Source organism: Shimazuella sp. NTD250 (genome assembly GCF_059510375.1).
In genome coordinates this window covers 276,860-301,631 of record NZ_JCAJZS010000001.1, presented here as the reverse complement: position 1 = coordinate 301,631, position 24,772 = coordinate 276,860, and the positions used below count along the sequence as shown (strand labels likewise).

The following is a 24,772-nucleotide window of genomic DNA, read 5'->3' as shown; positions in this document are numbered from 1 at the left end:
GGTGAAGGAGAATGTATTGGAAACGAGTTTTATGGATATTGTGGCCAGCTAATTTTTTAATATCTGCTGGGATGAGTATGGTGGTACCATTTCTAGCTTTGTATATTGAAAAATTAGGTGTACACAATTTGCAAAGTGTAGAACATTGGTCAGGATGGATATTTTCCGCTCAATTTTTGACCTCTTTTTTATTTCAGCCATTATGGGGAACACTTGCAGATAAATATGGACAAAAATCGATGTTACTTCGCTCAGCTATTGGTATGGGTGTTGTAACTATTTTAATGGCTTTTGTTACTTCCCCTCTGCAATTATTGATCCTAAGGCTGATCAATGGATTGTTTTCCGGTTTTATTTCGATGTCTATTTTGATGCAAGCTGCGGTGACGCCAGACGAAAATTCAGGGAAAGTACTAGGTACACTGCAAACTGGTCAGATTGTAGGAACTTTGGTTGGTCCCTTGTTCGGTGGTGTACTTTCAGAGCTGGTTGGATATGATGGTGTATTTCTGCTCACTGGGATTTTGATTTTACTAGCCGGCGTTGTGGTTATGGTGTATATCAAAGAGACAGTACCAAGAACACGAATAGAAAAAGTAGTGGTAGAAAAGCCAGAATCAAATTGGAGATCACTTCGGATGCTATTGCCAGTATTTATTGCATCCACTATCACCCAATTGGCTATGATGAGTGTTCAACCCATTTTGCCCATCTATACCAAAACGATTTACGATGGTTCTCATTTGGCATTGATGGTGGGTCTTGTCAGTGCGATAACAGGAATCGCCAATCTTATCGGGTCCCCTACGCTGGGAAGAATCGGGGATAAGATCGGTGAGCGTAAGATTTTGATTTTCTCACTTGTGATGTCCGCACTAGCATTTATCCCTCAAGTATTTGCTACAAATATTACAGAGCTGCTGATCGGTCGTTTCTTTTTGGGGTTATTTATTGGAGGGATGTTGCCAGCGTTGAGTGTATTGGTGAAAAAAATGACGCCAAAAGAATTGCAAGGTACAGCTTTTGGTATTAATTCTTCAGCGCGGTTTTTGGGAAATTTAATTGGACCATTGGTCGGAAGTTTTGTCGCTACTACTCTGCAAATACAAGACGTATTTTACTTTACAATCGCATTTTTGCTTATCAATGCAGTAATGATAGTATTTGCTCACAGTCTAGATGTCGTAGCACGCAAAGTGATAACAAAGTGAAAAACAAGGGGGCTTTCCCTCTTGTTTTTTTAAAAGAATCTAGGTTGATGTGCGATAGAAAGTTTTTAATAAAACAGGAGTAATCAGCGTTGTTATCATAATGATGATGAGGATAGAGGAAGCATAAGCGGGATCGATCAGCTTCTTTTCCAATCCAATCGTTAATAAGATAAGGGCAACTTCGCCTCGTGACAGCATAGCAGCACCAATACGAATGGCTGATTTGGTAGAAAATGATGTTAATTTTGCTCCTAAAAAAGCACCAAACCATTTGGTAAAGACAGCGACTAGAGAACCGATGATAATAAACCAAATGTGATTTTGTATTCCTACAAAGGTAACAGATAATCCAATCTGTACAAAAAATACCGGGATAAAGATTGTGTAGGCGATAGGAACAATTTTACTTTTTATTTCCTTTTGACGATCTGTGCGGGAGATGGCTAAGCCGGCAGCGAAAGCTCCGATTATACTAGATACGCCAAGTACTTGGGCCAGAGCTGCAAAAACGAAGCAAAGGATCACTGCACTTACTATGTTTTCCGTAGCTTTGAAGGAAGTGCTGATTTTCATAAACCAAGGAGTAACTTTCCAACCAAGCAATCCGATTAAAAGGAAAAACAGCATTTCTTTTCCTAATAAAACCCCGATGTTTACTTCTGTTCCAGTCCATACACCCATTGAGACCGCAAGGATAAGCATAACGGTGATATCATCAACTAACGCAGCACCGAGAATCGTTGTACTTTCTCGACTGTTTAATTGACCTAACTCTCTCAATGTCAGAATAGAAATACTAACAGAAGTGGCAGCTAATAATAAGCCGAGAAAGGCAGATGGAATTGGATGGAAACCAAATAAAAGCCCTGTTGCAAATCCTCCAACCAGAGGGAAAAGAAGCCCGCCTAGAGCGACTGCGATCGATGATTTTCGATTATTGTATAAATCAGTTGCATCGGTTTCTAACCCGGCAATAAACATTAAGAAAAGTATTCCAATTTCACTCATATCATGGATAGTTTCTGTAGTGGATACCCAGCCCAGTATTGCTGGTCCAACTATGATACCAGCAATTATTTTTCCAAAAATAGTGGTTTGTCCCAAACGAGCACTGATTTCCCCGCCACATGCTGCTGAAGCTAAAATGATGAGCAATACGATAATATAATCCAAAATTAGCCTCCTTCGGTGGGTTGATTCTTAAATGGTTTAGAAGTCAAAAAGAGGAATTATTAAGTTGGATCATTAATTCTTTCTAGTGCTTTATTTTAAATCAAATTACACTCGTATTTTATTTTATCAGAATTTGTATTAGATATCGTTTATATGAATTGTTTATGCATTACTTTCATTGTCAAGAAAAAAACAAAAGAATTGACAAAGGACAGCAAACCATGCGATTTTAAATTTTCCTATGATAAAATAAAAAAGCAAGAGAAAACCGTCGACCATTGGAGTCAAGTTTATGCGAAGAGATCGTGGCAGCAAGGCGCGCTTCGTGCGACCTCTGTTGGGATCACTGAAGATCACGGGTAACACAGAGAACCTTCCGGAAGGTGGGGTTCTCGTGGTCGTCAAACACTCCAGTTTGATTGACCCGTTCTTCGTCTATCTCGCCCTGCGGAAGAAGTTTGGTCGGAAGGTATCCTTCATGGCCGCCGCCGGACTCTGGTGGATCCCGATTCTGGGATTCTTCTTCTGGTTGCTCAAGTTCATTCCGGTTTACCGGAAGAGCGCCAATCCCGGAGCTGCCCTCATTCCTGCAAAGAATGCCCTGCACGCTGGGCGCGTCGTCGCCGTGTACGGTGAAGGTGGTATTCCGGACTGGGTGGGTTCCCATGACCAAGAACCGTCCAAGTTCAGGACTGGGGCAGCCCGGCTCTGGTCAATGGCGGAGGTACCTGTTCTCATTGTCGTTCAGCTCGGTGCCCGTCGAGTGATGTCCGGCCCATGGTGGAAGCAGGCACTGGGGCTGGGGACTGCATTTCCACGTAGGAAGTTCTACTCCCGCAAGAGGGGCAAGCTTCAGATTCACGTGCACTTCGGAGAGCTGATCCCCGCGGGCAAGGTGACAGGAGATGCTCGTAAGGACACCGCATTCTTGGAGAGTGCGATGAAGCGAGCGTTCTTGGAAGCCCAGCAGCTCGCTGCGTAATCCCTTCTCACGGGCAGCTCTCACGAAGGGAGCTGCCCGTGCGGAAGGCAAGCTGTGTCACTTGTTCGTACTTCATGAATGGCACTATTTGGTCGTATCCATGTCCCATCTTAATAGGGATATCTCTGAGTGATTCTGATTCATTCGGAACACTCGGACTGGCTACTAATGGGTTAAAACATATATGATTTTTATTAAGTTATTTCTAAAAAAAATGATCCACGTTTAACTTGGATCACTTTTTTTTAAGGAAAACAGACAATTGAAAACAAAAATGAAAGATGTTTATAAAAATTGAGGTGTATAACCAACAAGAGATTAAATATTCTGGATGTCCTCTGTATATAAGAGTATGAATTAATAGTATCTAATTAGTAATGGCATCAAGCAGAAAAACATATTGCACCGCAAAGTTACTAGAGCAAATAGCAAAAGGCTATTTATTTTTCATCAGTGTTACAAAGTTGTTGGGTTAAATTCAATAATTGGGTGGCGACCTCTGTGCCGCGGCGGCCTAAACCACAGGAACAGGCAACATCTACCGGATGATTTCGAATTTCTTCAATATGACTTAAAATCTGTTTAAGCTCTTCCAGATTTCGTTTTTCATGGACAAATCCAGCGATAAAACGAATTTCTTCAGGGAGTTGGATTTGTTTGAGCGGTTCATAATACCTTTTCTCTAATGGCGGTGGAGTTTTTGCTTCAGCCAATGGAAAATGTATGTAGCTTAACTCATGTGTTTCGGGCCATTTTTTTATCAATTGATTTATGAAGTACACCATTTTATTCAGCGTTTTCGCATGCGTGATAGGCAGGTTATTGAGATCACCAAAACACAGATGCAGTCCAATTTTGCCAAGTGGATTAAGTTGCCGGACTAGATCAAATATACTATTTAGAGCGATGTTAACCAACACTTTGGGAAGTTTATATACTAACGCTAATTCTGCTGGAATTTCTATCTGCACCAGAACATCTTCTTCAGCTTGTTTTAATATTTCGTTTACTTCATAAGCTAATCGAGAGTTAAATACCTTCATATAACGAAAAGCATTGATGGGAGATAACATACAAAAGGTAATACCTAAACCTGTAGGGATGCCGACTTGAAACTTCAAGTCATTTAAGCCCTTTTGTTCTCGCAATTTTTGGAAGATAGGATAATTCGTTTGGAAATATTCATGATAACGGAAATTTAGATGTTCTTCCATACGATTGGGTGAGTGTTTTGGCCGTAATCGATCTAAACTTACATAATCATTGGGGAAACCATTTTCAGCTCGGACTGATTTTTTGGTAATTTCCCAGTTTGCAGTATCTGCTGCGCATATATCTATGGATGACATCACCCAAGCTGCGCGTTTTCCAACGGGATATACCTCTGATATCTCTCCTATTTCTCCATCTGGTAAAGCGAACAGAGATTCACCAAGTATTTCTAAAGCTTGAGTCATTGCAGCTTCTTCATTTTCAAACGGTAGGCTTCCAACTAAAAGTGTTTGACGTTTCGACATGAGAATAAAATCCTCCTCTGTAATTATTTGAATATAACTTAAACTTACTCCTATTATATCTAATTTTTTTGAATATACACATACAAGAAAATTTTAAATGTATGATAATTGGATAAAAAACAGACAAATCTATTTTTAGGAAAATTTATATAGTTAGTATTAATTTTAATCGAGTGAATTTCTAGTTTTATAACAAATACATCACAAAATCATTTCCAACATGAAAAATGAGATGAATAATAGAAATTCACCCCTATTGATGCTTGGATATAGGAAATTATCCAGAAATCCAATATGTAATCCAAAAAATAGACAAAATTCATTTGTTACGCAAGGCGAAATATTGTTCTATTTTTAGTAAAATATAGAAAGACAATTTCTTTAATTTTAATATTCATTCTTTTCTTGTTAAAAATAATAAATGCAGAAGAATAGGAGGAAGACTATGTTCTACAAGATAGTTACCATGTATGGGAATATGGAAGACCCCGAGAGTTTTTATCATTTCTATCGCAATACAATGGTCCCTAAAATATTGAGTTTAGAAGGTGTATTGAAAATTAATGTAAATAGACTCTTTTATGAGTCTTTAGGCAAAGAGGAATCTGGTGATTTAGATAAACCTAAGTATCATGTTATGGGGGAACTGTATGTAACCGATATACATCTATTTATGGAATCGTTTCGTAATAGTGATGCAGGTCAAATCATTGCTTCCTTTCTTACAAAAGATGCTATCGATTATGCCAGTTTTTACACTGCATTTGAAGAAACATTTGAAAAATAAATGGAAGAGAAGTGATCCAAATACTATATAGGATCACTTTTTCTTTGGGAGGGGATTATATATGATAAAACTAGAGACGGAACTTAGTGAATAATGGTATCAAAATGGACTATTGTAAAAGTGACTAGAAAGACCAATAAGGATTTTATTTCCATGATTATTTTCTTTTTCAATAAATGTAATAAATTATAATATAATTTAATTGATTTAATATTAGCTTTTTATGCTCTTTTCGTATATAATTAATTTCCAAGAGAGTTATCTCTAATCCATAATTCGTTTCTATTTGCCTAGTTTTTGTTACCGCTTTCATTACAAACACCAGGGGGAAGACAGAATGAATTTAAAAAAGACCGTAGTGACATTTCTTGGTTCACTTTTCGCGCTATTGTTACCGCTTTCATCAGCATTTGCAGATTCTGCTGGATGGCAGTTATTGACTAAGGAACAGGTACATTGGAACTCTACTTTAAGTTATTACATCACAGGTGTAGATAATGCACATGCCTCAGGAAATGTATTAATATGCCTTCGCTCTGGTGGGGAAACTTATTTTTATATTAAGGAATATGACCCAGATAATGCAGATGATAATATAACCTATAAGTATACTACCCCTACTTCATACACCGATTCGTCACATTGTGTATCATATGATATTAGTGCTTGGCAAGATGGATCTAATAATCAAGCAGAAATTTATGTTCAAACAACGAATAAGAATGCCGTATTCGCTATTTATGACTGATAACAAAACAACCTCTGGAAAAATCAGAGGTTGTGCTTTATTTATTTTTTAAAAAATTGAATTATAATATAATTTTTTATTTAATGTCGGATTCTATTCTATCTTTATATATTATGAATTTTCAAGAGAGTGATTCTCTCATTCGTATCACTTCCATTTATATTTACCTAGCTTTCATAAGCGTTAACATCACAACAGGGAGGAAGACAGAATGAATTTAAAAAAGTCCGTATTCTCATTTTTTATTTCCATTTTCGCACTAGTGTTACCGTTTTCATCAGCATTTGCAGATTCTGCTGGATGGCAGGCAACGAGTGTTTGGAGTAAGGGAGTACATTGGAATTCCACTCTTAATTATTATATTACAGATGTAGATGGTGCACCTGTTTCAGGAAATGTATTAATATGCCTTCTCGCTGGTGGCGGAACTTACTTTTATGTAAAGGAATATGATCCAGATAATGCAGATGATTATGTATCTTATAAGTATCTTACCCCTACTTCATACACCGATTCGTCACATTGTGCAATGATAGATATAAGCTCATATCAAGATGGAACTAATAATCAAGCCGAAATTTATGTTCAAACAACGAATAAGAATGCTGTATTCTCTATTTTTGATTGATAACAAAACGACCTCCGACAAAAAATCTGAGGTCGTTTTGTTTCTTTTTATATAAGATGTTCAATTAAGTTGATTTTGTGTTGTCAGTGCATCATTTGGAACCGTGATTGATTTTGTGCTAAATTTAAAATTATGCGTTTTGTACTCATCTGTTTTGATCATATCTCCAGTTTTCTCTTTTGCATCGATCGAAGAGACCTCATGTTGCTCTACTTTCTGAGTGAGGAGTGTTTCCTTATCTATCGTAACTTTAACGGTATACAGAGGTATTTTTCTTATGACACTGACATCCACAAAGCCTTTTCCACCTTTACCAGAGCCCATGATACTTGTTTTTTCCTCTTGATCGGTCAAAGTAAGTTCAAGTACATATGCATTTGGTGTCTGTGTGAGTTTTACTTGTTTTTGCTTGGATTTTAAGTCTGCTAACAAATAGGTAGGGTCAAGGAAATTGGGACTTTCATACAACGTTTCGGAAAGCGTTGAATTTGTGGGCTTTCCTTTTTCCCAGTGGTCAGAACCATTTGTGTCCCAATCGAAATACCGTTTATAAAGTACGCCATTTTTTACATATATTTCTGTTTGGGTGTCAGGATCTTTCTCTTTGTCAGTGGTTCGCTCTTCATGAATACGTTCATAGAGATGATACTGATTGCGATCAATAAAAGTAAAAGATATCTGATCAGCCTTTACGATATGATTGCGATAATCAGAATTTTTATTTTCTTCATCAGAAGTGTATTTTTTCGTATACTCCACTTGAAAGCTTTTCATTTTTTCCATGGCTGCTGTTGACTTATCGATTGCCTCTGACACGGAAGTGATCGGTTTGGGTGGATTCTTTTTGGGAATAACTGAAGATTTGGCATGAGAAGAACAAGCGTTTAACAGGAATAAAGTTGCGATGCAAGGTATAATCCATTTTTTCATTGTGACAGCTACTCCTTATTTAGGGATAACCTATTATAGGCATAGCCAGGGTGATTCGTATATGATCATTCCGTCATTTCGTTTAGATTAGAAGTTTGAATCAGCTTAGATGTAAAAAGAAATCCAACATGACAACACAAGAAAATGGAACAGAAGAGTATTGAAATTTGCTTTATATAATGGAGATATCAGCCCTCTCTCTTTTTTATACCAAGAATATACTATCTTAAAATCTTGTAGTCTCAATCAAATAGAGAGAGGGAATAAGGATGAGAAGATTTGTTCCAAAATGTCATATCGTTCAGTTTGAAGTGTGCAACCCAGTTCACCCTGCAAAGAAACCTCCACCACCGCCGATACCACCTCCACCTCCACCTCCACCACCACAGGGATGTAAAGTGGTTCAAAATCGTGTAGAAATGGGTTGCCCTAATGTTGTATCTTTTCCTAAAACACTAAAAGTTCCAGTAGTTCTTGCTGAGTTATCCCTGCAAATGTGTATTGATGTAGATATTACTTTAGAGCAGCCAGCATTGGAGATTAAAAGAGTAGAAAAAGATGTTTCTTTGGATGAATGTAAATTAGTTCCTACTTCACGTAAGAATCACTTTAAACTTTTTATATCAGGTTTTATCCGCAAGAACATTGAATATGCAACTGCCAGACCAGGTACCACAAATGCCAATGCAATTTGTGGCAGTATTCTCCATACTACTGCTCATGTTCCTTTCAGTTGTTGTACGGAAGTTACATTTGAGGGAAAACTTTCCCCTGATTTTTTTGCATCAAGTGATACGGAAGCTAGATTTTTAGATCAAAGTAGCAGAAGGTCTAAGCTTGATCAAAAATTATTTGGCAATTCCGTTCATTATAATGAGCAGCCATACTGTGAGCTGGAAGCCTTTGAAATTAATGAATTCGATCTTGCTAAATTCGATTCATCTGTTCCTCTAGCTAAAATCCCAAATGAGCGTATTTTTATCACTGTGCAAGAAAAGATTGTATTGGATCTACTAGTGAAAATACTACAACGCCAGCAAATCCCTATACCTTGTAAGCATGGTCATGAAGAGGAATGTGATAGCTGGGAATGTGAGCATGGGCATGGGAGTGAAGAAGAAGAGGAATGTTGTGACCATAGTCATAAAAAAAAGTGTAAAAAGAAGCATAAGAAGAAGTGTAAACATGACTATGAAGAAGAGGAATATGAGGATAGCTGGGAATGTGAGCACGACCATGAAGAAGAAGAGGAATGTTGTGACCACGGTCATGAAAAAAAGTGTAAAAAGAAGCATAAGAAGAAGTGTAAGCATGACTATGAAGAAGAATATGAGGATAGATGGGAATGTGAGCATGACCATGAAGAAGAAGAGGAATGTTGTGACCATGGTCATGAAAAAAAATGTAAAAAGAAGCGCAAGAAGAAGTGCGAGCATGACAACGATGAAGAAGAGGAATGTGAGTATGAGCATGAAGAAGATGATGAGGAATATTATGATCATGGGCATGAAATAAAGTGTAAGAAGGATGAGAAGCATGAGCATGAAGAAGAGAAGTGTCATGATCGTGGTCATCAAAAAAAGTGTAGAAAGAAACGCAACATAAATAAGCGTAATCATGTAGAGAAATACGAGAATAGATGTGATCATAGGCATAAAATAAAAGGTAAAAAACAGTGGGTAGGAAAGAGTATAAAGAAAAATAGAAAAAAACGCAGATAAGACTGTTGAGGTTTTCTCAAGAGTCTTTTCATTTTAAGAAACATGTACGATAAAATGTCTCCAGCATCGATGACAGTTTAAGGTCTAGTCTTGTTAAGTTTGCCAATTTAAGAGCATCTCCAGCAGCATGTATGGAAAAGTATCCGTTGTTTTCTTAACGAGTGAAAGCTATTTTTTACCTAGAGCGAAAATAGCTTTCACTCACTTCACTAAAGTAAAAGAATGACCAAATACAGAAAATGGCTGGATTTCTCAACTTGCGCTTTTGTTGGCTTTAATATTCTCCTTTGATGACAAAAAACGAGCCCCGAATGGTTCCTGCTAGTTTAGACTTTTGCCTAGCAAACTTAAACTTCCCTTCTAACTCCTTCGGTACCTCCATCCCCTCAGAAAGCTTAAAACCAACGGCTCGTTTCTTAGAGTTATCAACGGTATACATAACATTGACTGCAAGGCCGTCTTCATAAAAGACGTAGGTAAATTGGATATTTTCCACTTGAAAACGCGACGTTTCCAATGGCTTAGCTGCAAACTCAATATCGCGTTCTTCTTTCAAAATTCGGTTCATATAATCAAGGGATTCCTGGCTTTCGCTAGCTGGTAAAACTGTAAATTCATGTTTATATTTGTTCATAAAGTAACGAGCTTCATTCGCACGTAAACCAGCAAGAGCTTCGACTACAGGTGAAGTCTCTAAACCAACCGTAGACACCTTTTTAAAATCAACAATATAGGACATTTCCATCCCCTTTTCTCTCTTTATTTTCTAACAACAGGAATCCACATCTCACCAAAAACGAGACCGTTCCGCTGACCCATCTCAACCGTTGCATTTGGGCCACCAACATAGGCAAAATGCTTTGCTTCTGGCAAGACTTGACCGAAGGCAATGCCAGTAAGTTTTTCATTCAATTCATCAGCGGTTTTCCCTTCCCCTTTTACAACTAGGTATTCTCCCTTAGGAAATTGGATAACTCTGGTTTCTTCCGGTGCTGATACCGATATGGATGCCTCTGTCATGACGCCGGCATAATGCATCATTTTGTTATTCACTGCTTCGTTCACAGCAAAAATGTAGTCATTTGTGGCTACGGTTTTTAAAGTTTCCAGTGTTCCATCTCGTTTAACAGTCTGCCAAAAGTCTGACTTCTCCTTATCTAAGCCTGTAAAGTCTGTAAGCTCCGTTCCAAAACCTAAAACAGTAAAGCTGTCTTTTTCTTCTAGGGTATAATCTGCCATATTCTACACCTTCCTCTTTTGACTTGTTTCCTGCACTTGATAGATATATGATAATCTTAAATCATGTCAAAAAATGATACTATTTAGGAGTCCAGATGAAAAAAGTTGAACGGATTAATATTATCATGAGATATATCAACAACCGCTCCCACTTTACTATTTCTGAAATCATGCGTGAATTTAACATCTCTCGTTCGACAGCTATTCGAGATATCAGAGAAATTGAAGACATGGGAATGCCACTCGTCTCTGAAGTTGGAAGGGACGGGGGTTATTTTGTCATGCACAACTCTGTCCTGCCCGTTGTTCGCTTTACCGATAATGAGGTCAAAGCTCTTTTTATTGCCTTTATGGCCACAAGAAATCAACAACTCCCCTATTTAAAGAGCCGTCAGTCTTTAGCAGAAAAATTACTGGGACTGATCTCAGAAAACCAACAGGATGATCTCGTTCTTTTAAATCAGATTTTGCTTTTTGAAGGAACCAACCCCCATAACCCCGATTTACTTGAGCTTTCAGATCTCCCACACCCCATGTTAGAAAAACTCATCCAACTCCTTCTTTTGGATAGCTATTTATGGATTACCATCAAAGAAGAGAAGGTAATAAAGTCTTATCCCATTTATCTCTTGCACCTCTATCGTGAAAAAAGCCTTTGGCTGATTGAAGGTGTTGACTTAAAGCAAGAAAAGAAAAAGATTTTTCCTGTTGATCATCTCATCGAGATCAAGCCCTACCCGACAAAAAATAGAATAAGTAAGAAAAAGATATTAGAAAAACTAAGTAAACAGGAAGAAGGTATCAACCTTGTCCTTGAACTTGGTCCAAAAGCGATTGCCCAGTTCAAAAAATATCATCCATTAAAAGTTTCCCTTTCCTATACAAATCCTTACCAAACTACAGCCATTCTAAAAACTTTTATCAATGTTTATAAGCCCGAAGAATTGTCGGAAATAACAAATTGGTTACTTTTTCTAGGTGAGGATATCAAGGTCAGGGAAGTGGCAGAAGAAATCTTAGTAGTTTTACAAGAGAGATTAAGCTTATACTGTCCATAACAGTTGTAGTTAAAACCTAAATAATATGGAGCTTGGCCAATTTCTCTTTATGATCGAAACACTGCTAATATGTCTTGAAAGGAGTAAAAAATGCACATTCACTTTATTGTTCATGAGTTGTTTGAGGGGCCGGGAGCATTTCAGACATGGGCTGAGACCAGAGGATACAGTTTTGGATTTTCAAGGGTTTATGCTGGTGAAAAACTACCATTATCCATAGAGGGAATTGATCTATTAATTGTACTGGGTGGTCCTCAAAGTCCGAGTACAACGATGGAAGAGTGTCCTCACTTTGATGCAGCTTTAGAAATAACATTGATAAATAAATGTATAAAAGCTGGTAAGGCTGTACTAGGTGTTTGCTTGGGCGCACAGCTCATTGGGGAGTCCTTGGGTGCAAAGTACGAACATAGTCCAGAAAAAGAAATAGGTTGTTTTCCCATAACCTTTACAGAAGAAGGGAAACAAAATCGTAAATTTCCCCATTTTGGCAATACCATTGTTGTCGGGCACTGGCACAATGATATGCCGGGGTTAACCGAAGATTGTAAAGTAATTGCCTATAGTGAAGCTTGTCCGAGGCAGATTATTGAATACCAAAACTTAGTCTATGGCTTCCAATGTCATTTGGAGTTCAATCATGATTTGGTGGAGCTCCTGATTGAAAATTCAGCAGCTGAACTATCCAAATTCAGTGACCAAAGATTCGTTCAGCAGCCAGAACAACTTCGAAAAAATGATTATAAAGTAATGAATGAGAATTTATTTATATTTTTGGATAAACTCGTAATGGACTATAAAAAAATTACATCTGAGTAACGTGATGGGATTCGGCCGAGGTAGGGGGAGTTGATGCGCTAATGGCGTTTGGCTCCATGCCTCATCTATTGCCTAACAATAAATGATCTCCAAGTGCATAGTGGTCATTTGTTTTCTACTGTTATTTATTTCATCCAGAGTGATACTAAATTTTTTTGGAGAAATCAGCATATTTTCCAGAGATTTGAAATATAGTTTCCTCCTTCTAAGCAATGGTATAACCGAATGTCAAACCAGAAAAAACATATAAATAAAGGGAAGCTTAGGCTGTAATGTTTAGTTTCTAGGCATCAACATGACTACAACTCCAATTACACAAATACCAGCTCCAATCCAGTCATATAAATCTGGAGTTTTTTTGTCGATTCCCCAACCCCAGAGAATGGAGAGAACAATAAAAACACCTCCATATGCTGCATAAACACGACCAAATGAAGGGAAGCTTTGAAAAGTAGCGATAACCCCATACAACGCTAATATAATCCCTCCTGCTAATCCCCAATAAAAAGGTTTTCCTTCCCGTAGCCAAAGCCAAATTAAGTATCCCCCGCCGATTTCCGCTAATCCAGCAAGTAAAAACAATACTACTACCATCATCAAACAACCTTCTTTCTCTCCCTTTATCAATATAAAGGCGATTGAAAACTATTTTTCATTTACATTACGACTAACCCTAATACAAAAAAAGCAGCTTATCAACATGGATTTCATTTCAACACAACGGAAGTTTTTTGATGTATGCAGAAATTAAATATAACAATATCTATATTCTGATACCTCTTTCTACGAAATAAATATAAAAAAGCCACCCTGAGGGCAGCTCTTCACACATCTGATGTGTGGATAATAACACATAGACTGAACTAATATCTATTTGTAACTTTAAAAATCACTGAGCAGGTACTAGGAAGAATTTTTCAGGTTCCTGTGAAACAACTAACCATTCTTTTTGATCGCTGGTTAAGTTTAGATACCAAGCATTATTCTCATGTTCAATAACGTAACCATCCTGATATGGTTTAAAACTCCATTTGTGAGCACTAGAAGCTCTATCCAGATAGATAAAATTGTACCAAGCACTATTGCTGTGATTAATCGTAAAAGAATTATATCCTCCATGTGTTGATGCCTTCATTTGAATAATATATTGACCGCTTGTACCACTTTCGATTAAATGGACTGGTGTACCATATGGATATTTTTCGCTAGATCCATCTCTACCCGATAGACGAACATAATCCCAATTGCTCCAACCATATAATTCATAAGTTAAAGCTCGTTTTTGATTGTGTGCTGGAACGATATAGTAATCTTTATTAGTATCAATGTTTACTGCTTCTGCATGGACTGTGCTGGTCGATGGAGTTACAAGTAATAAAGAGAAACTAAAGACAAAAGCAAGTAGAATAGAAAAATATTTTTTCAAATTCATACCACCTTATATAATATTTACCATCTACTAATATTTTATCAAATCGGAATAAAATGTAAACAATTATTTTGTCAATGGAGAGTTCATTGACAATTTTTGTCATTTTTCTGTACAGCTCGCTGAGATTTTCTAATATCAAAAATGCAATTATTTGATCGTGTTTTCAATTTGTGATTTGAAGTGGATGACTTTCTATGATTTTGCCCTCAAATAGAAAGCAAAAGAGCTGCCAAATGGCAGCTCTCTGCACAACAAATGTTTCAAGTATTTATGTCTATCCTCAGAACGTATGTGTCATTCTAGCATAGATAAAAGGCAAGCTATCACTGTAAATAATCATGTTAGCTGGCTTTTTTTGTATTTTTTATCGACAACTCAGTTCTTCTGTTTTGGGATAGGTATAACTATTTTAGTGCCATCATTGAGTCATTTTTTGATACATGATAACTGTTTAACGTTGGATTGTTCCATAGGAATGGAGATAGTCCTTTGTTTTTTACACTTTCTTCCCATTAAGAAATAAAAAAGCAAGAAATTACTTTATACTACTAGATATAAACATGGAGGCATCTTGACTCATAAAAATACGATTACCATGATAAAATGTTGTAATTTCAATGGATTTAAATCCAACCTCGGATAATCTTTTTTTCAATTCTTCATGCGAAAAACCATTATGAACTTTCGGATGATTTATTTTGTCGTTTTTGTCAAAATCAATAATAATTAGCTTGCCGCCATCATTTAAAATGTTGAACAATTCTTGTAAAATTCTTTTTGTATCTGGAATATGAAGAAGGACTAGTGACATTAAAATTATGTCTGCCTTGAGTTCAGGAGTATGTTGAGTAAAATCTGAATACAATACTTTTGAATTGGTAATACCTTGGAGAGAAATTTTAGCCTTCGCAACCTCCAACATTTGGTTTGATGAATCAACCAACAAAATAGAATCTACTAAATCTGATAATTCTAAACTTATGAGACCAGTACCACTCCCATAGTCTATTAAAGATTTTGATTTACCATTACGTAATTCTGATCTCACTTCCTTCACTATCACTTTAGCTAATTCCATTCTTTCTTCTGTATCATATTTTTTTGCCATCTGTTCAAAAACGTTATTTTCCATGTTTCACTCTCCAATTGATAGCTGCATAGTAATCAAATTTTACCCTCAAACCTTTTCGTATAGACCTTGGTGGGAGTAGAAAGTCATCCTCATATAAGGTTTCTGCAAACTTTTTTGCAGTTGATTAATTTGAAATTTCTAATGTCTATATATGGATATAGAAATGCCTCTAAAATTCTATTCTACCATTAGGCTATATTATAGAGCTGCACTCTCATCAATCGGATAAGAGTAAGAAAGATCATACAAAGAAACATTTGCAACTCTTCGTAGAGAAACTTAATCAAAATCCTTTGATCAGAACTTATAGATACAGCTCGTAACATGGTTTTCTTTGAAATGTAAGCATAACGGTTTTATACCCATATTCTGATACCTTCTTGCATAAAAATAAAAATGTCAATTGTAAATGAATACATGTATAAGAAGCAGGGAGGTAACTATGTCAGGGATCATAACTGCTTTATCTCTTCTCATCAAAGAGATGATGGTTTTTGTTTCGTTTATTAAAAGCAATGCTTTTCCACAACCATTGTCCGAGCAAGAAGAAGAACTAAATTTGAAAAGGATGGCAGAGGGAGACAGCTTTGCTCGAAATCTTTTGATTGAACACAATTTACGCTTAGTGGCTCACATTGTAAAGAGATTGGGAACATGAACCGATGTAAAAAAATTGTGATGAATGCGAGGTTTGAGCTAGGACTTGTACCTGCTTCGATGAACAATGTGGTGTGGAGAAGGAGATTGTGGAGGAGAGGGAACCGAGGATTCGTCTTGAGTGAATGTGGGACAAGCCACATATTTGTTGAATGGTCTAAGCAAGATGTATTTTGATATAATAGATATCTAACATCCATCGATTCATGGGAGAACTCATGGTGATGAGCGGTGCGAACATCACGGTCTCCAAGCGTTTTGCCGATGACGATATCATTCGTTCTGTGCATCACGCGATCTTGAAACATGCTTCCTACGAACGGGGCTTCCGGAACTTCCTGTCTGACAACTACCCGGGATATCTGGAGTACAATTCGTTCGTACGGACCGTTCTGGAGCAGGTCAAGACCGAGAATCCTGGCGCATCGGATGAGGAACTCGATGAGCCCTTCCTGGAGGCGTTCAAAGGTGCGTTCGGCACTCTGATCAGCGCCTTCATCGATCATCGTCATCGTGAAGCTTGCCACCTGTGGGTCGGGCTGGGTTTGTGCGAAGTGATTCGTGCAGGCACAGCCCGCAGCAAATCTAATGGAATTCGATATATAAAAATGAAAGTGATTCAAAGTTCTTGGATCACTTTTTCTATTTTTAGGAGTTATGAGGGTTCCTGTTTTAATCCGCAGGATTATTTCCAATTTGTTGGTCAAATTACGGTTAGTTGTTTAAAGCTGATTTAAGTCTATTCATTCGATAAATTCGCTGAAATGAGATAAATATGTCTTTACAATGAGACCCACTTGACCTATGTTAAAGAGAATGCGCATTGCCTGCTCACGAGAAATACGTAGAAAATCAAACATCACTAGAAGTAATTGGGAGAAAGGTAGAGCAAATACAGTGGATTATGTGGAAGCAAATATCGTGGATATTTTAATACAACAAGAAAAAGTAGCAATCTTTGTAACGGGGACACCGGGGAGTGGCAAAACAACCTTTGCTGAACAATACCGTAATCATTTTCCTGTCATTAATCAAGATGCAATCACAGCAAATACGCTGCCATCAGAACAATTGCTACAGCCAGCGATGGTGGCTCTCTTCACTCCATCATCAAGAGAACAAGCACTTGATCAAGTGAGTGAATATATCCAAAGTAGAACTTCTTTTTTGTTGGAGATTGAAGGGGAAGATATCGCATATATACAGGAAACCATTTTACGGGCAAGAAACTATGGATTCACTATAGGTCTGATACATATTAAAACCCCGCTTGAGTTATGTTTACAACGGAATGCAAATCGTAAGCACTTCGTGTTTCCCGAGCGAATCATCGAAGTCCACCATAAAATGGAGCATTCTTGGGAACAACTCGCCCCTCTCGCCGATCTGAGCCAAGTAATTTCGATGTACAAATAATAAAGATATCCAACCAATAAAGAATGTCATTCAACTTAGATAGAGAGGCGGAAACAAAAAATGGAGCAAGTCGCAACTAGATCAAAAACCATTGTGGACATTCTTATCCCTAAGCAACCAGCAGCTATTTTTGTCACCGGAGTAGCTGGCAGTGGCAAGACGACTTTTTCAAAAAAATATCGTGATCAAATTCGAGTGATTGATTCCAAGTTAATTCGGATGAGCAAGCTGCAACAAATTCCTTTGTCGCTTGACCCATCTACCGTTTCGCTTAAAGCGATCTCTTCGCTGGCGAAGCAGCAAGCCAAAATTGATGTGACGGAAAGCATCTTGCTGCGTCAATCATTTTTATTATCCTACACAGGAAAAGACATTGATTATATGAAAACAACAATTGCTGATGCCAAGCGCCATGGCTTCTCTGTTGGGCTTGTGCGTCTAAAAGTGCCATTAGAGCTATGCTTACAGCGAAATGCACAGCGTGAGAAGTTTACAGATCCTGAACATATCATCGATTCACATCAATGGTTGGATCAATCTTGGCAAACCCTTGTCCCGCTTGTTGATCTCACCCAAGTGATCCAAAACTATTCATAATAAAAAGAGGGATGAACCGTATCATCCCTCTACACTTCTTAGACCCCCATAAGTTCCTTATTCCCTGCGATTACCAAAGCTGGTCCTACTCCCTCAATAAAAGATTAGAGGATGAGAGAACAGTGGAAGAATTTATCCATTCAAAATACTTTATACCTGTATTTTTACCATCCTTATTATAATTAGAGGAGGTTATTACATGAAACAATACAAACAGTTAGGTATAGAAATTAGTGGCACTATCTATGCAGAGGATGGACATACAAACATTAACCAAGATGAGTTTTTAGATAAATTTATTGAGTTTGTGGAGAAAAATAACTGGTTGTATGGAGGAGTAACGAAGCAAGTAGATGAGGATGGAGAGGAAGTAGAATAATTAAATATCTGTTACTCGTAAACTCAACTGCTCACTAGGATCAAAACTTTGGCGAAATTGTTTACTGGTAAATATTTTATCGGCAAACCGCATTCCATCAACACTCAAGTTTTATCAAACATAATTTGTACGTTTCGTCTTGTGATAGTGTTGATCCATACGATAATATCTTCGCAGAATGTACTCCTTTGCCATACCAGATATCCTATTGCAAAAAGGTTCCAAGAATCACCTCCTAGTAATTGTAATCTACTTTGCGGGTAATGATATCTTCGCTGATATAGAACCGAAATGATTTGTATCCGTCGAGGTGAACTCTAAAGGAGACGATAAAATTTGGATAATGATGATAAGACAATTAAACGATTTCGTGTAGACTCCGATAATGCTGAAAAAACCTTCGATTTCCAACCACACTTGAAGAGCGAATTCATCGAGGTCAGGCCTTTAAAGGAAGTAGATTTCACAGAGCTCTATACCGTGGCATCGGATCCACTCATTTGGAAACAGCACCCACAAAAGAGTCGATACAAAGAAGATGAGTTTAGGATTTTTTTTCGTGATGCTTTGAACTCTAAAGGAGCGTTGGTGGTGATCGACAATAAGAAAAATTGTTTGATTGGGTCGTCCCGCTATCATGGCTACAAAAAAGAGCGAGATGAGATCGAGATAGGGTGGACTTTCCTTGCCAGATCTCACTAGAGAGGCACATATAACCGAGAACTGAAACGACTTATGTTAGGGCATGCGTTCAAGTTTGTCAACACCGTCATTTTTTTGGTTGGAGCGAACAATTTTCGTTCACAACGGGCTATGGAAAAGATAGGAGGAGTGTTGTCAGGGGAGAGGCAAGACGCAAGTGGACTAAAGAGTCTTGTTTATCAGATCGGATAGCATCACCAAAATAAGAGACATCAGCCGTCCGAATGGATAGCTGATGTTTTTTCTTTATGTAAGTTATCAGAATCATGTAAAATAATGTTAAAATATTTATAAGTGGTAAAATTAGAGAGTACATGATTTTACAAGGAGATGAAAAACATGTCAAATAAAAAGGTATTCAATGCAATGCGAACTTTTATTAATGGGATGTTGAAAGAGGCAGAACGACAAAGGAGGGCCGCTCCTTGTAGAGAATTGTATGATTATTGTGATGGTCATGTAAGTGCGCTTAGAAACGTGCTTAGAGGAATTGAAGAGATGGAGAATGATCCATATTTAAATAGTTAAGTAGTGGTGGCCACAGTTGATATATTGGTGTGTATTTCTATAAGGGGTACTTGGAGATATGTGTAAAAATAGGACATGCCAAGGAATATTATCCAAAGTAAATTGAGTTCTTGTTTGAATCGGATAAATCCCCTATAATTTTGTTCAGTAGCTTTGATTTTGGTACACGTGTTTCTTTAGACTCATCCATTCAGAATAAAACGTAGCTGCCTTTGGAGGGAATCCAAGTATTTGACCTAATTTGAAATGAAATTCACTGGAAATATAGGCGCTGATTCATCTTATGAACCAACACTCTTAACCGTGGATATTTTCGTAAACGTAAGATTTCATTGGTGGTATAACTTGAGATATCGCTGTTTGGATTGTATAAAAACGCTGGTTTATACCCATTAAAAAAGGCATCAATATCATTTAGTGTCATACAAGTATAGTTAGATAAAAATAGTGTTTCTCCTTCAATAAAAAAAGCCCAATGATGGGCTTATTTCGCTTCTATCGTAAAGTGTATTTCCTGATCTAGCAAGAAATTAGGTTTATACACTAGGTCATATGTACCTGGTTTTGCATCGTATTTTACTTGTCCAGATATCTTCTTTCCTTGATTTACTTCTCCTGAAAGTGGAGTATAGTTCATTCCACCGAAGTATTCCTCTACTTTATTGCCATTATTATCATAAAGATTGAAATCAGTGTTAGAGAGAAACCATGAGGTTGTTCCATTATTTGTGCCTTTGATTTCTAGAGTGAGAACTTTTCCGCTTTTGGTTTGAGAATATTCATCTGGATTTCCAATTGTAGCTGCTGAGATGGTTACTTCTGTATCTGAAATTTTGACGGTGTCGCCAACTTTATACCCTCGTTCTCTTGTAGTCTCTTGCTTCGTTTCTTGTTTTGGACTGTCGCTATTTACCTTTGAAACTGGTTGATCGTTAGGGGCAAAAATAGCAGCGATAATAATCAGAGCTATAATACTAACAAAACTCCAAAGTACAATCTTACCGATTTTTCTCATACTTCGCACCTCGAATTAATATTATGTATTTTCTGATATCAGAGCTATATCATATCACTCTTTTGACGGAATAGATCATATTTACAGAAAATATTCCCTTAAAGAGTGAAATAATAAACCGCCCCTGATTGTTACTAAGAGGCGGTTTATTTAACCTAGTTTCTTTTGTAGGTCTTTTACATCTTCATCCAAGTCATTTACTTTATCGACGAGCGACTCATTGAGTATGAAAATTTCTTGTAGAGTGTTAGCTGTTGTTAGAAATCCTTCTGCCATAATTTCTGACATTTCATTGAGTTGGCTCTCAAATCGATTATGCTGAGAGTTTAACAATACATATCCAGTTTCGGATCGATCTTCCACGCTCACAGCAGTCTGCTGGACAGCTAACAATTCTTCCCTTGTTGGTAGTTGCTTTATATTTTGATCCATCTGATCCATGCGAACATTCATATTCTGTACTTGTTCCAATACTAACCGCATCATCTGCATTAAATTATCATTTTCATTCATTCGCTTCACCACCTGATGAGTCTATTATACAATTATTCGGATTCATCAAACGATTTCCCTTTTACTATTTAAAACATAATGATGAGAATGGAAGATATTGTGTTGAGTGCTATTGGAAATTATCAAGGGGTAGATACCTCTATATTGGATGAACAAAAAATTAATACCAATACAACGCACTCCTAATTGCCACAATGAGAGTGTGTTTTTATTTAAGGAACTGTATTGGTCAGTAACAGGATTTCCTAATTTCATAAAGAAAATATAAATATAAAACAAAGAAATGTAATTAAATTCGTTGTTTTTGTTAAGGAATCTGTTTGTTGAGTTCCAAAATAGAGAGGACAGAGAAATGAAAAAAATCTTTTTATTTTTTATTAAGTTATATAAAGAGTACAGATTAAGAAAAATACTAATCAAAATTAATTACCGACTTGGTGAAATCAAAGACCAGCATCATGATATCAAATCTAATATTCAAGATTTAAGAAAATCACGAGATTATCTCACAGACAGCAGATCAATGAGGTGAAGAAGCCCTATATGGCTGAAAAAGAGTATTTGGAGTTCAATAATGCTTTTTATTTAAACAAGAATGCATTTGCTTTTTACCAAAAAGAAGAAGATTGGTTGGCAAAAATGAGCTCTTATAAAAAAATACAAGATCAGTTTATGTATATAAAAGGACAATACTTGTTGCAGTTAAATGTACTTTTAGAGTTAAAAAATGAAGTAAATGCCAAAATCAACGAAAACATAAAATCCATAGAAGTTTTTCAAGCAAAGTTATCAAACGTAAAACAGGACTATATCACTTTTTCCATGAGGGAAGAACTAATTTCTTCATACTCTAATCCGTATATGTTTTTCAAAAGCGGTAACAAAACAGATAACAAACTAGTAGAAGAATTTATAGATATTTACCCTAATATTCAATCATTTGTATCAAAATGGAACAAAGAATACGTAGAAAGAGAGCTGGAAGTAAACAAAGATCTCTTTGATAATATTGATGGGAAATCACTGGATTCACAACAACGGTTAGCTGTTGTTACAGATGAAGATCATAATTTGATATTAGCTGGTGCAGGAAGCGGAAAAACACTGACCATTTCTGGGAAGGTTAAGTACTTAATAGATAGAAAGAAGATCAAACCAGAGGAAATTCTTCTTATCTCATTTACTCGAAAAGCATCAGAAGAGATGTATAATCGAATTTCAAAAAAACTGAATGTAGAAGTACCAGTAAAAACATTTCATAAGTTAGGTTTGGAAATTATTAAGCAAAATCGAAATGAAAAACCTGAAATAAGAGATAATGAGCTCGACAAAGCTATTCAATCTTACATAAGAAATGAACTATTTCATGATAAAAAGCAAATTAAGCGATTAATTGAGTTCTTTGGATGCTATCTAAATATCCCTAACGACTTTAGTAAGTTTAAAAGCTTAGGGGAGTATCACGAGTATTGTAAAAGCATGGATTTACAAACCATAAAAGGAAAAGCAGGACAAGTTACTTTTATTGAAAAAAATATAGATGCCAAGAAGAAAAACAAAAATACGTTGAAAGGAGAAACAGTAAAAAGTCTGGAAGAGATAATGATCGCAAACTTTCTTTTTCTAAATGGAATTGAGTATGTCTATGAACCAAACTATAAATATAAGACTTCCAATAAGATGTTTAGACAATACAAACCAGACTTTTACCTCCCTAAGTATGATATCTACATTGAACACTTTGGAATAACGGAGGATCAGAGAGTACCATGGTTAAGTAAAATAGAGGAGAAGAAATATTTAGAGGGGATTCAATGGAAAAGAGAATTACATGCTGAACATAAAACAAGGCTCATTGAAACCTATTCTTACTACAATCAAAAAGGGATTTTGCTGAGTCAACTTAAGAAAAAGTTAGAAGAACATGAAGTAGAGTTATGTGAGATCGATTTTCAGGAGATTTTTTCTATTATTTTTGATGAAATAATTCAGAAAGAGTATTTTAAGGAATTTCTAAAGATAATTAAGACGTTTATTGGATTATTTAAATCCAATGGTTTTAAAGAAGCGACATTTGAAAAGTTTACTTCGTTAAATGAGAAAACAGAGAAAAATCAATTTCTTCAGGAAAGAGCAAATCTTTTCTTTAGGTTAATGGAACCTATCTACGTACACTATCAGAAATTATTAGAAGAAAAGAGAGCTATTGATTTTAATGACATGATCAATAAAGCAACAGAAATAGTCCATTTAGGTAAAATTCAAGCAAAATACCGCTATATCATCATTGACGAATATCAGGACATTTCTATAAGTAGATTTCATTTAATACAAGCGATAAAGGAACAAACAGGAGCTAAAGTAATATGTGTCGGGGATGATTGGCAATCCATCTATCGTTTCGCTGGTAGTGATATTCAGCTATTTACTAAATTTGAAAAGTTTTTTGGTACCCATGAGCTTTTAAAAATCGAAAAAACATATCGTAACTCGCAAGAACTGATACGTATAGCCGGAGATTTTGTTATGAAGAATCCGAGTCAATTTAAAAAGAAATTGACTTCCCAAAAAACAACCCAAAGTCCTATTAAAGTTATCAAGTTTCAATCACAAATTCATGAATCCTTGAAATTAACGATTGATGAAATTGTGTCTAACAATGGTGTTAATGCAGAAATTATGTTATTGGGACGAAATAATTTTGATATAGAGGTGATATTGAAAGATCCAGACTTTAAGAAAGAAGAAGAACTACAATCAGAGTTAGATATGATAACATACAGCAAATATCCGTCACTTAAATTGTTTTTTCTAACTACTCATAAATCCAAAGGATTAGAGGCAGAGAATGTTATTCTTATCAATGGCTATAACAAAACTACTGGTTTTCCTAATCAAATCGTAGATGATCCAATTTTATCTTGGGTGCTGGTTGATAGCGATGATTTTTTCTATGGAGAAGAGCGCAGATTGTTTTATGTAGCCATGACACGAACTAAAAATGGTTTCTATATTCTAGCTCCTGAGAAAGAAATGTCCTGTTTTGTAAGAGAGCTAATTGATATTTATAAGGTACCATATACCTCATCTAATCCAGAGAAAATCGAAACATTAAATCCAAAATGTCCAAGATGCCAATTAGGTTATCTAACTCTAAGAAAAATAGAAGTTGAAAGCAAGGACTTTGTAGGATGTACGAATTACCCGATGTGTGATTATTCATTAAACGATATAGATGTACTAAGCGAAGATCGGAAATGTAAATCTTGTGGTGGATTTTTGATAAAAAAACAAGGAAAGTATGGGGAGTTTTTAGGTTGCAGTAATTATGATTTGTGTAAAAATACAAGAAATATAAACGAGAAAGACCCAGTTAAAGTATAAAAAATCTATCAGTAAGGAAGGTCTGATAAAAGCGAAATCATTTGATCTCGTTTTCTTCGTTCACAATCATAGTGGCCTAGAAACTATCAGTTAGGATAATATGATTATATCGAACAGTAAGAATTGTATGTGTGGATATTATATTAGTGAATATTAGGAATTTTTATCATATACTGGATCTAAGGCTGATATACAGCTTTCCGT

General features: G+C 36.4%; 25 protein-coding genes and 1 pseudogene. 16 read left to right on the top strand and 10 right to left on the bottom strand.

The window, feature by feature from the left end; all coding sequences use genetic code 11:
* The first annotated feature begins 11 nt into the window (after positions 1–11).
* Positions 12–1,211, top strand: coding sequence for an MFS transporter (locus AC5WOF_RS01600; protein ID WP_496048203.1), 1,200 nt, complete (start codon positions 12–14; stop codon positions 1,209–1,211).
* A gap of 39 nt (positions 1,212–1,250) precedes the next feature.
* Here the strand turns inward: AC5WOF_RS01600 and AC5WOF_RS01595 are convergent, their stop codons facing one another.
* On the bottom strand, positions 1,251–2,384 hold the full coding sequence (locus tag AC5WOF_RS01595) for a cation:proton antiporter (protein WP_496048202.1): 1,134 nt from the start codon (positions 2,382–2,384) through the stop codon (positions 1,251–1,253).
* A gap of 292 nt (positions 2,385–2,676) precedes the next feature.
* Between AC5WOF_RS01595 and AC5WOF_RS01590 the strand changes: the two genes are divergently transcribed.
* Positions 2,677–3,366, top strand: a complete 690-nt coding sequence (locus tag AC5WOF_RS01590; protein ID WP_496048201.1) for a lysophospholipid acyltransferase family protein — start codon at positions 2,677–2,679, stop codon at positions 3,364–3,366.
* A gap of 440 nt (positions 3,367–3,806) precedes the next feature.
* Here AC5WOF_RS01590 and AC5WOF_RS01585 read toward each other — a convergent pair whose 3' ends face one another.
* Positions 3,807–4,883, bottom strand: a complete 1,077-nt coding sequence (locus AC5WOF_RS01585; RefSeq protein WP_496048200.1) for a hypothetical protein — start codon at positions 4,881–4,883, stop codon at positions 3,807–3,809.
* 445 nt (positions 4,884–5,328) lie between these two features.
* On the opposite strand from AC5WOF_RS01585, the gene AC5WOF_RS01580 reads away from it, so the two are divergent.
* From AC5WOF_RS01580 to AC5WOF_RS01570, 3 genes are all read left to right on the top strand, one after another.
* Positions 5,329–5,670: an EthD family reductase gene (locus AC5WOF_RS01580; RefSeq protein WP_496048199.1), complete on the top strand. Its 342-nt coding sequence runs from the start codon at positions 5,329–5,331 to the stop codon at positions 5,668–5,670.
* 337 nt (positions 5,671–6,007) lie between these two features.
* Positions 6,008–6,418: a YndA family protein gene (locus tag AC5WOF_RS01575; protein WP_496048198.1), complete on the top strand. Its 411-nt coding sequence runs from the start codon at positions 6,008–6,010 to the stop codon at positions 6,416–6,418.
* Between the two features lie 211 nt (positions 6,419–6,629).
* Entirely contained in the window at positions 6,630–7,046 is a 417-nt protein-coding gene (locus AC5WOF_RS01570; protein ID WP_496048197.1) for a YndA family protein, read from the top strand.
* 60 nt (positions 7,047–7,106) lie between these two features.
* Here the strand turns inward: AC5WOF_RS01570 and AC5WOF_RS01565 are convergent, their stop codons facing one another.
* Positions 7,107–7,976 (bottom strand): DUF6612 family protein, encoded by an 870-nt coding sequence (locus AC5WOF_RS01565; protein ID WP_496048196.1) that lies wholly within the window; start codon positions 7,974–7,976, stop codon positions 7,107–7,109.
* A 269-nt stretch (positions 7,977–8,245) separates the two neighbouring features.
* Here AC5WOF_RS01565 and AC5WOF_RS01560 point away from each other — a divergent pair, with 269 nt between their 5' ends.
* Positions 8,246–9,697, top strand: coding sequence for a CsxC family protein (locus AC5WOF_RS01560; protein ID WP_496048195.1), 1,452 nt, complete (start codon positions 8,246–8,248; stop codon positions 9,695–9,697).
* A 274-nt stretch (positions 9,698–9,971) separates the two neighbouring features.
* Here the strand turns inward: AC5WOF_RS01560 and AC5WOF_RS01555 are convergent, their stop codons facing one another.
* Positions 9,972–10,436 carry a DUF8821 family protein gene (locus tag AC5WOF_RS01555; RefSeq protein ID WP_496048194.1) on the bottom strand — a complete coding sequence of 155 codons (465 nt, stop codon included), beginning with the start codon at positions 10,434–10,436 and terminating at the stop codon, positions 9,972–9,974.
* 20 nt (positions 10,437–10,456) lie between these two features.
* A complete protein-coding gene (locus AC5WOF_RS01550) occupies positions 10,457–10,936 on the bottom strand; it encodes a GyrI-like domain-containing protein (RefSeq protein WP_496048193.1) in 480 nt (159 codons plus the stop codon).
* Between the two features lie 95 nt (positions 10,937–11,031).
* Between AC5WOF_RS01550 and AC5WOF_RS01545 the strand changes: the two genes are divergently transcribed.
* Both AC5WOF_RS01545 and AC5WOF_RS01540 read left to right on the top strand, forming a co-directional pair.
* Complete coding sequence (locus AC5WOF_RS01545) at positions 11,032–11,994, top strand: helix-turn-helix transcriptional regulator (protein WP_496048192.1); 963 nt, start codon at positions 11,032–11,034, stop codon at positions 11,992–11,994.
* Between the two features lie 90 nt (positions 11,995–12,084).
* Entirely contained in the window at positions 12,085–12,813 is a 729-nt protein-coding gene (locus AC5WOF_RS01540) for a type 1 glutamine amidotransferase (protein WP_496048191.1), read from the top strand.
* Positions 12,814–13,089: 276 nt separating this feature from the next.
* Here the strand turns inward: AC5WOF_RS01540 and AC5WOF_RS01535 are convergent, their stop codons facing one another.
* From AC5WOF_RS01535 to AC5WOF_RS01525, 3 genes are all read right to left on the bottom strand, one after another.
* Positions 13,090–13,410, bottom strand: a complete 321-nt coding sequence (locus AC5WOF_RS01535) for a YnfA family protein (RefSeq protein WP_496048190.1) — start codon at positions 13,408–13,410, stop codon at positions 13,090–13,092.
* A gap of 292 nt (positions 13,411–13,702) precedes the next feature.
* A complete protein-coding gene (locus AC5WOF_RS01530) occupies positions 13,703–14,239 on the bottom strand; it encodes a hypothetical protein (RefSeq protein ID WP_496048189.1) in 537 nt (178 codons plus the stop codon).
* Between the two features lie 541 nt (positions 14,240–14,780).
* Positions 14,781–15,377 carry a class I SAM-dependent methyltransferase gene (locus tag AC5WOF_RS01525; RefSeq protein ID WP_496048188.1) on the bottom strand — a complete coding sequence of 199 codons (597 nt, stop codon included), beginning with the start codon at positions 15,375–15,377 and terminating at the stop codon, positions 14,781–14,783.
* A 442-nt stretch (positions 15,378–15,819) separates the two neighbouring features.
* Here AC5WOF_RS01525 and AC5WOF_RS01520 point away from each other — a divergent pair.
* The 7 genes and pseudogenes from AC5WOF_RS01520 to AC5WOF_RS01490 all read left to right on the top strand — a co-directional run.
* A pseudogene (locus AC5WOF_RS01520) lies at positions 15,820–16,023 on the top strand (RNA polymerase subunit sigma-70); the annotation flags it as partial.
* Positions 16,024–16,258: 235 nt separating this feature from the next.
* Positions 16,259–16,771 (top strand): hypothetical protein, encoded by a 513-nt coding sequence (locus AC5WOF_RS01515; RefSeq protein WP_496048187.1) that lies wholly within the window; start codon positions 16,259–16,261, stop codon positions 16,769–16,771.
* 67 nt (positions 16,772–16,838) lie between these two features.
* Positions 16,839–17,450 (top strand): AAA family ATPase, encoded by a 612-nt coding sequence (locus AC5WOF_RS01510; protein ID WP_496048186.1) that lies wholly within the window; start codon positions 16,839–16,841, stop codon positions 17,448–17,450.
* 60 nt (positions 17,451–17,510) lie between these two features.
* Positions 17,511–18,047: an AAA family ATPase gene (locus AC5WOF_RS01505; protein WP_496048185.1), complete on the top strand. Its 537-nt coding sequence runs from the start codon at positions 17,511–17,513 to the stop codon at positions 18,045–18,047.
* 199 nt (positions 18,048–18,246) lie between these two features.
* Entirely contained in the window at positions 18,247–18,426 is a 180-nt protein-coding gene (locus tag AC5WOF_RS01500) for a hypothetical protein (protein WP_496048184.1), read from the top strand.
* A 336-nt stretch (positions 18,427–18,762) separates the two neighbouring features.
* Positions 18,763–19,128 (top strand): GNAT family N-acetyltransferase, encoded by a 366-nt coding sequence (locus AC5WOF_RS01495; RefSeq protein ID WP_496048183.1) that lies wholly within the window; start codon positions 18,763–18,765, stop codon positions 19,126–19,128.
* Positions 19,129–19,467: 339 nt separating this feature from the next.
* Positions 19,468–19,656, top strand: a complete 189-nt coding sequence (locus tag AC5WOF_RS01490) for a hypothetical protein (protein ID WP_496048182.1) — start codon at positions 19,468–19,470, stop codon at positions 19,654–19,656.
* Positions 19,657–20,140: 484 nt separating this feature from the next.
* Here AC5WOF_RS01490 and AC5WOF_RS01485 read toward each other — a convergent pair whose 3' ends face one another.
* Together AC5WOF_RS01485 and AC5WOF_RS01480 are read right to left on the bottom strand one after the other, a co-directional pair.
* Positions 20,141–20,671: a DUF4352 domain-containing protein gene (locus tag AC5WOF_RS01485; protein WP_496048181.1), complete on the bottom strand. Its 531-nt coding sequence runs from the start codon at positions 20,669–20,671 to the stop codon at positions 20,141–20,143.
* A 150-nt stretch (positions 20,672–20,821) separates the two neighbouring features.
* Positions 20,822–21,184, bottom strand: a complete 363-nt coding sequence (locus AC5WOF_RS01480) for a hypothetical protein (RefSeq protein WP_496048180.1) — start codon at positions 21,182–21,184, stop codon at positions 20,822–20,824.
* A gap of 543 nt (positions 21,185–21,727) precedes the next feature.
* Between AC5WOF_RS01480 and AC5WOF_RS01475 the strand changes: the two genes are divergently transcribed.
* Positions 21,728–24,568, top strand: coding sequence for a UvrD-helicase domain-containing protein (locus AC5WOF_RS01475; RefSeq protein WP_496048179.1), 2,841 nt, complete (start codon positions 21,728–21,730; stop codon positions 24,566–24,568).
* Positions 24,569–24,772: the final 204 nt, after the last annotated feature.

What these genes read in the sequence shown, in the direction of transcription:
- AC5WOF_RS01600 (WP_496048203.1), top strand. Translation starts at nt 12, where the DNA reads ATGTATTGGAAACGAGTTTTATGGATATTGTGGCCAGCTAATTTTTTA.
- AC5WOF_RS01590 (WP_496048201.1), top strand. Translation starts at nt 2,677, where the DNA reads ATGCGAAGAGATCGTGGCAGCAAGGCGCGCTTCGTGCGACCTCTGTTG.
- AC5WOF_RS01585 (WP_496048200.1), bottom strand. Translation starts at nt 4,883, where the DNA reads ATGTCGAAACGTCAAACACTTTTAGTTGGAAGCCTACCGTTTGAAAAT.
- AC5WOF_RS01580 (WP_496048199.1), top strand. Translation starts at nt 5,329, where the DNA reads ATGTTCTACAAGATAGTTACCATGTATGGGAATATGGAAGACCCCGAG.
- AC5WOF_RS01575 (WP_496048198.1), top strand. Translation starts at nt 6,008, where the DNA reads ATGAATTTAAAAAAGACCGTAGTGACATTTCTTGGTTCACTTTTCGCG.
- AC5WOF_RS01570 (WP_496048197.1), top strand. Translation starts at nt 6,630, where the DNA reads ATGAATTTAAAAAAGTCCGTATTCTCATTTTTTATTTCCATTTTCGCA.
- AC5WOF_RS01565 (WP_496048196.1), bottom strand. Translation starts at nt 7,976, where the DNA reads ATGAAAAAATGGATTATACCTTGCATCGCAACTTTATTCCTGTTAAAC.
- AC5WOF_RS01560 (WP_496048195.1), top strand. Translation starts at nt 8,246, where the DNA reads ATGAGAAGATTTGTTCCAAAATGTCATATCGTTCAGTTTGAAGTGTGC.
- AC5WOF_RS01555 (WP_496048194.1), bottom strand. Translation starts at nt 10,436, where the DNA reads ATGTCCTATATTGTTGATTTTAAAAAGGTGTCTACGGTTGGTTTAGAG.
- AC5WOF_RS01550 (WP_496048193.1), bottom strand. Translation starts at nt 10,936, where the DNA reads ATGGCAGATTATACCCTAGAAGAAAAAGACAGCTTTACTGTTTTAGGT.
- AC5WOF_RS01545 (WP_496048192.1), top strand. Translation starts at nt 11,032, where the DNA reads ATGAAAAAAGTTGAACGGATTAATATTATCATGAGATATATCAACAAC.
- AC5WOF_RS01540 (WP_496048191.1), top strand. Translation starts at nt 12,085, where the DNA reads ATGCACATTCACTTTATTGTTCATGAGTTGTTTGAGGGGCCGGGAGCA.
- AC5WOF_RS01535 (WP_496048190.1), bottom strand. Translation starts at nt 13,410, where the DNA reads ATGATGGTAGTAGTATTGTTTTTACTTGCTGGATTAGCGGAAATCGGC.
- AC5WOF_RS01525 (WP_496048188.1), bottom strand. Translation starts at nt 15,377, where the DNA reads ATGGAAAATAACGTTTTTGAACAGATGGCAAAAAAATATGATACAGAA.
- AC5WOF_RS01515 (WP_496048187.1), top strand. Translation starts at nt 16,259, where the DNA reads ATGAGCGGTGCGAACATCACGGTCTCCAAGCGTTTTGCCGATGACGAT.
- AC5WOF_RS01510 (WP_496048186.1), top strand. Translation starts at nt 16,839, where the DNA reads ATGTTAAAGAGAATGCGCATTGCCTGCTCACGAGAAATACGTAGAAAA.
- AC5WOF_RS01505 (WP_496048185.1), top strand. Translation starts at nt 17,511, where the DNA reads ATGGAGCAAGTCGCAACTAGATCAAAAACCATTGTGGACATTCTTATC.
- AC5WOF_RS01500 (WP_496048184.1), top strand. Translation starts at nt 18,247, where the DNA reads ATGAAACAATACAAACAGTTAGGTATAGAAATTAGTGGCACTATCTAT.
- AC5WOF_RS01490 (WP_496048182.1), top strand. Translation starts at nt 19,468, where the DNA reads ATGTCAAATAAAAAGGTATTCAATGCAATGCGAACTTTTATTAATGGG.
- AC5WOF_RS01485 (WP_496048181.1), bottom strand. Translation starts at nt 20,671, where the DNA reads ATGAGAAAAATCGGTAAGATTGTACTTTGGAGTTTTGTTAGTATTATA.
- AC5WOF_RS01480 (WP_496048180.1), bottom strand. Translation starts at nt 21,184, where the DNA reads ATGAATGAAAATGATAATTTAATGCAGATGATGCGGTTAGTATTGGAA.
- AC5WOF_RS01475 (WP_496048179.1), top strand. Translation starts at nt 21,728, where the DNA reads ATGGCTGAAAAAGAGTATTTGGAGTTCAATAATGCTTTTTATTTAAAC.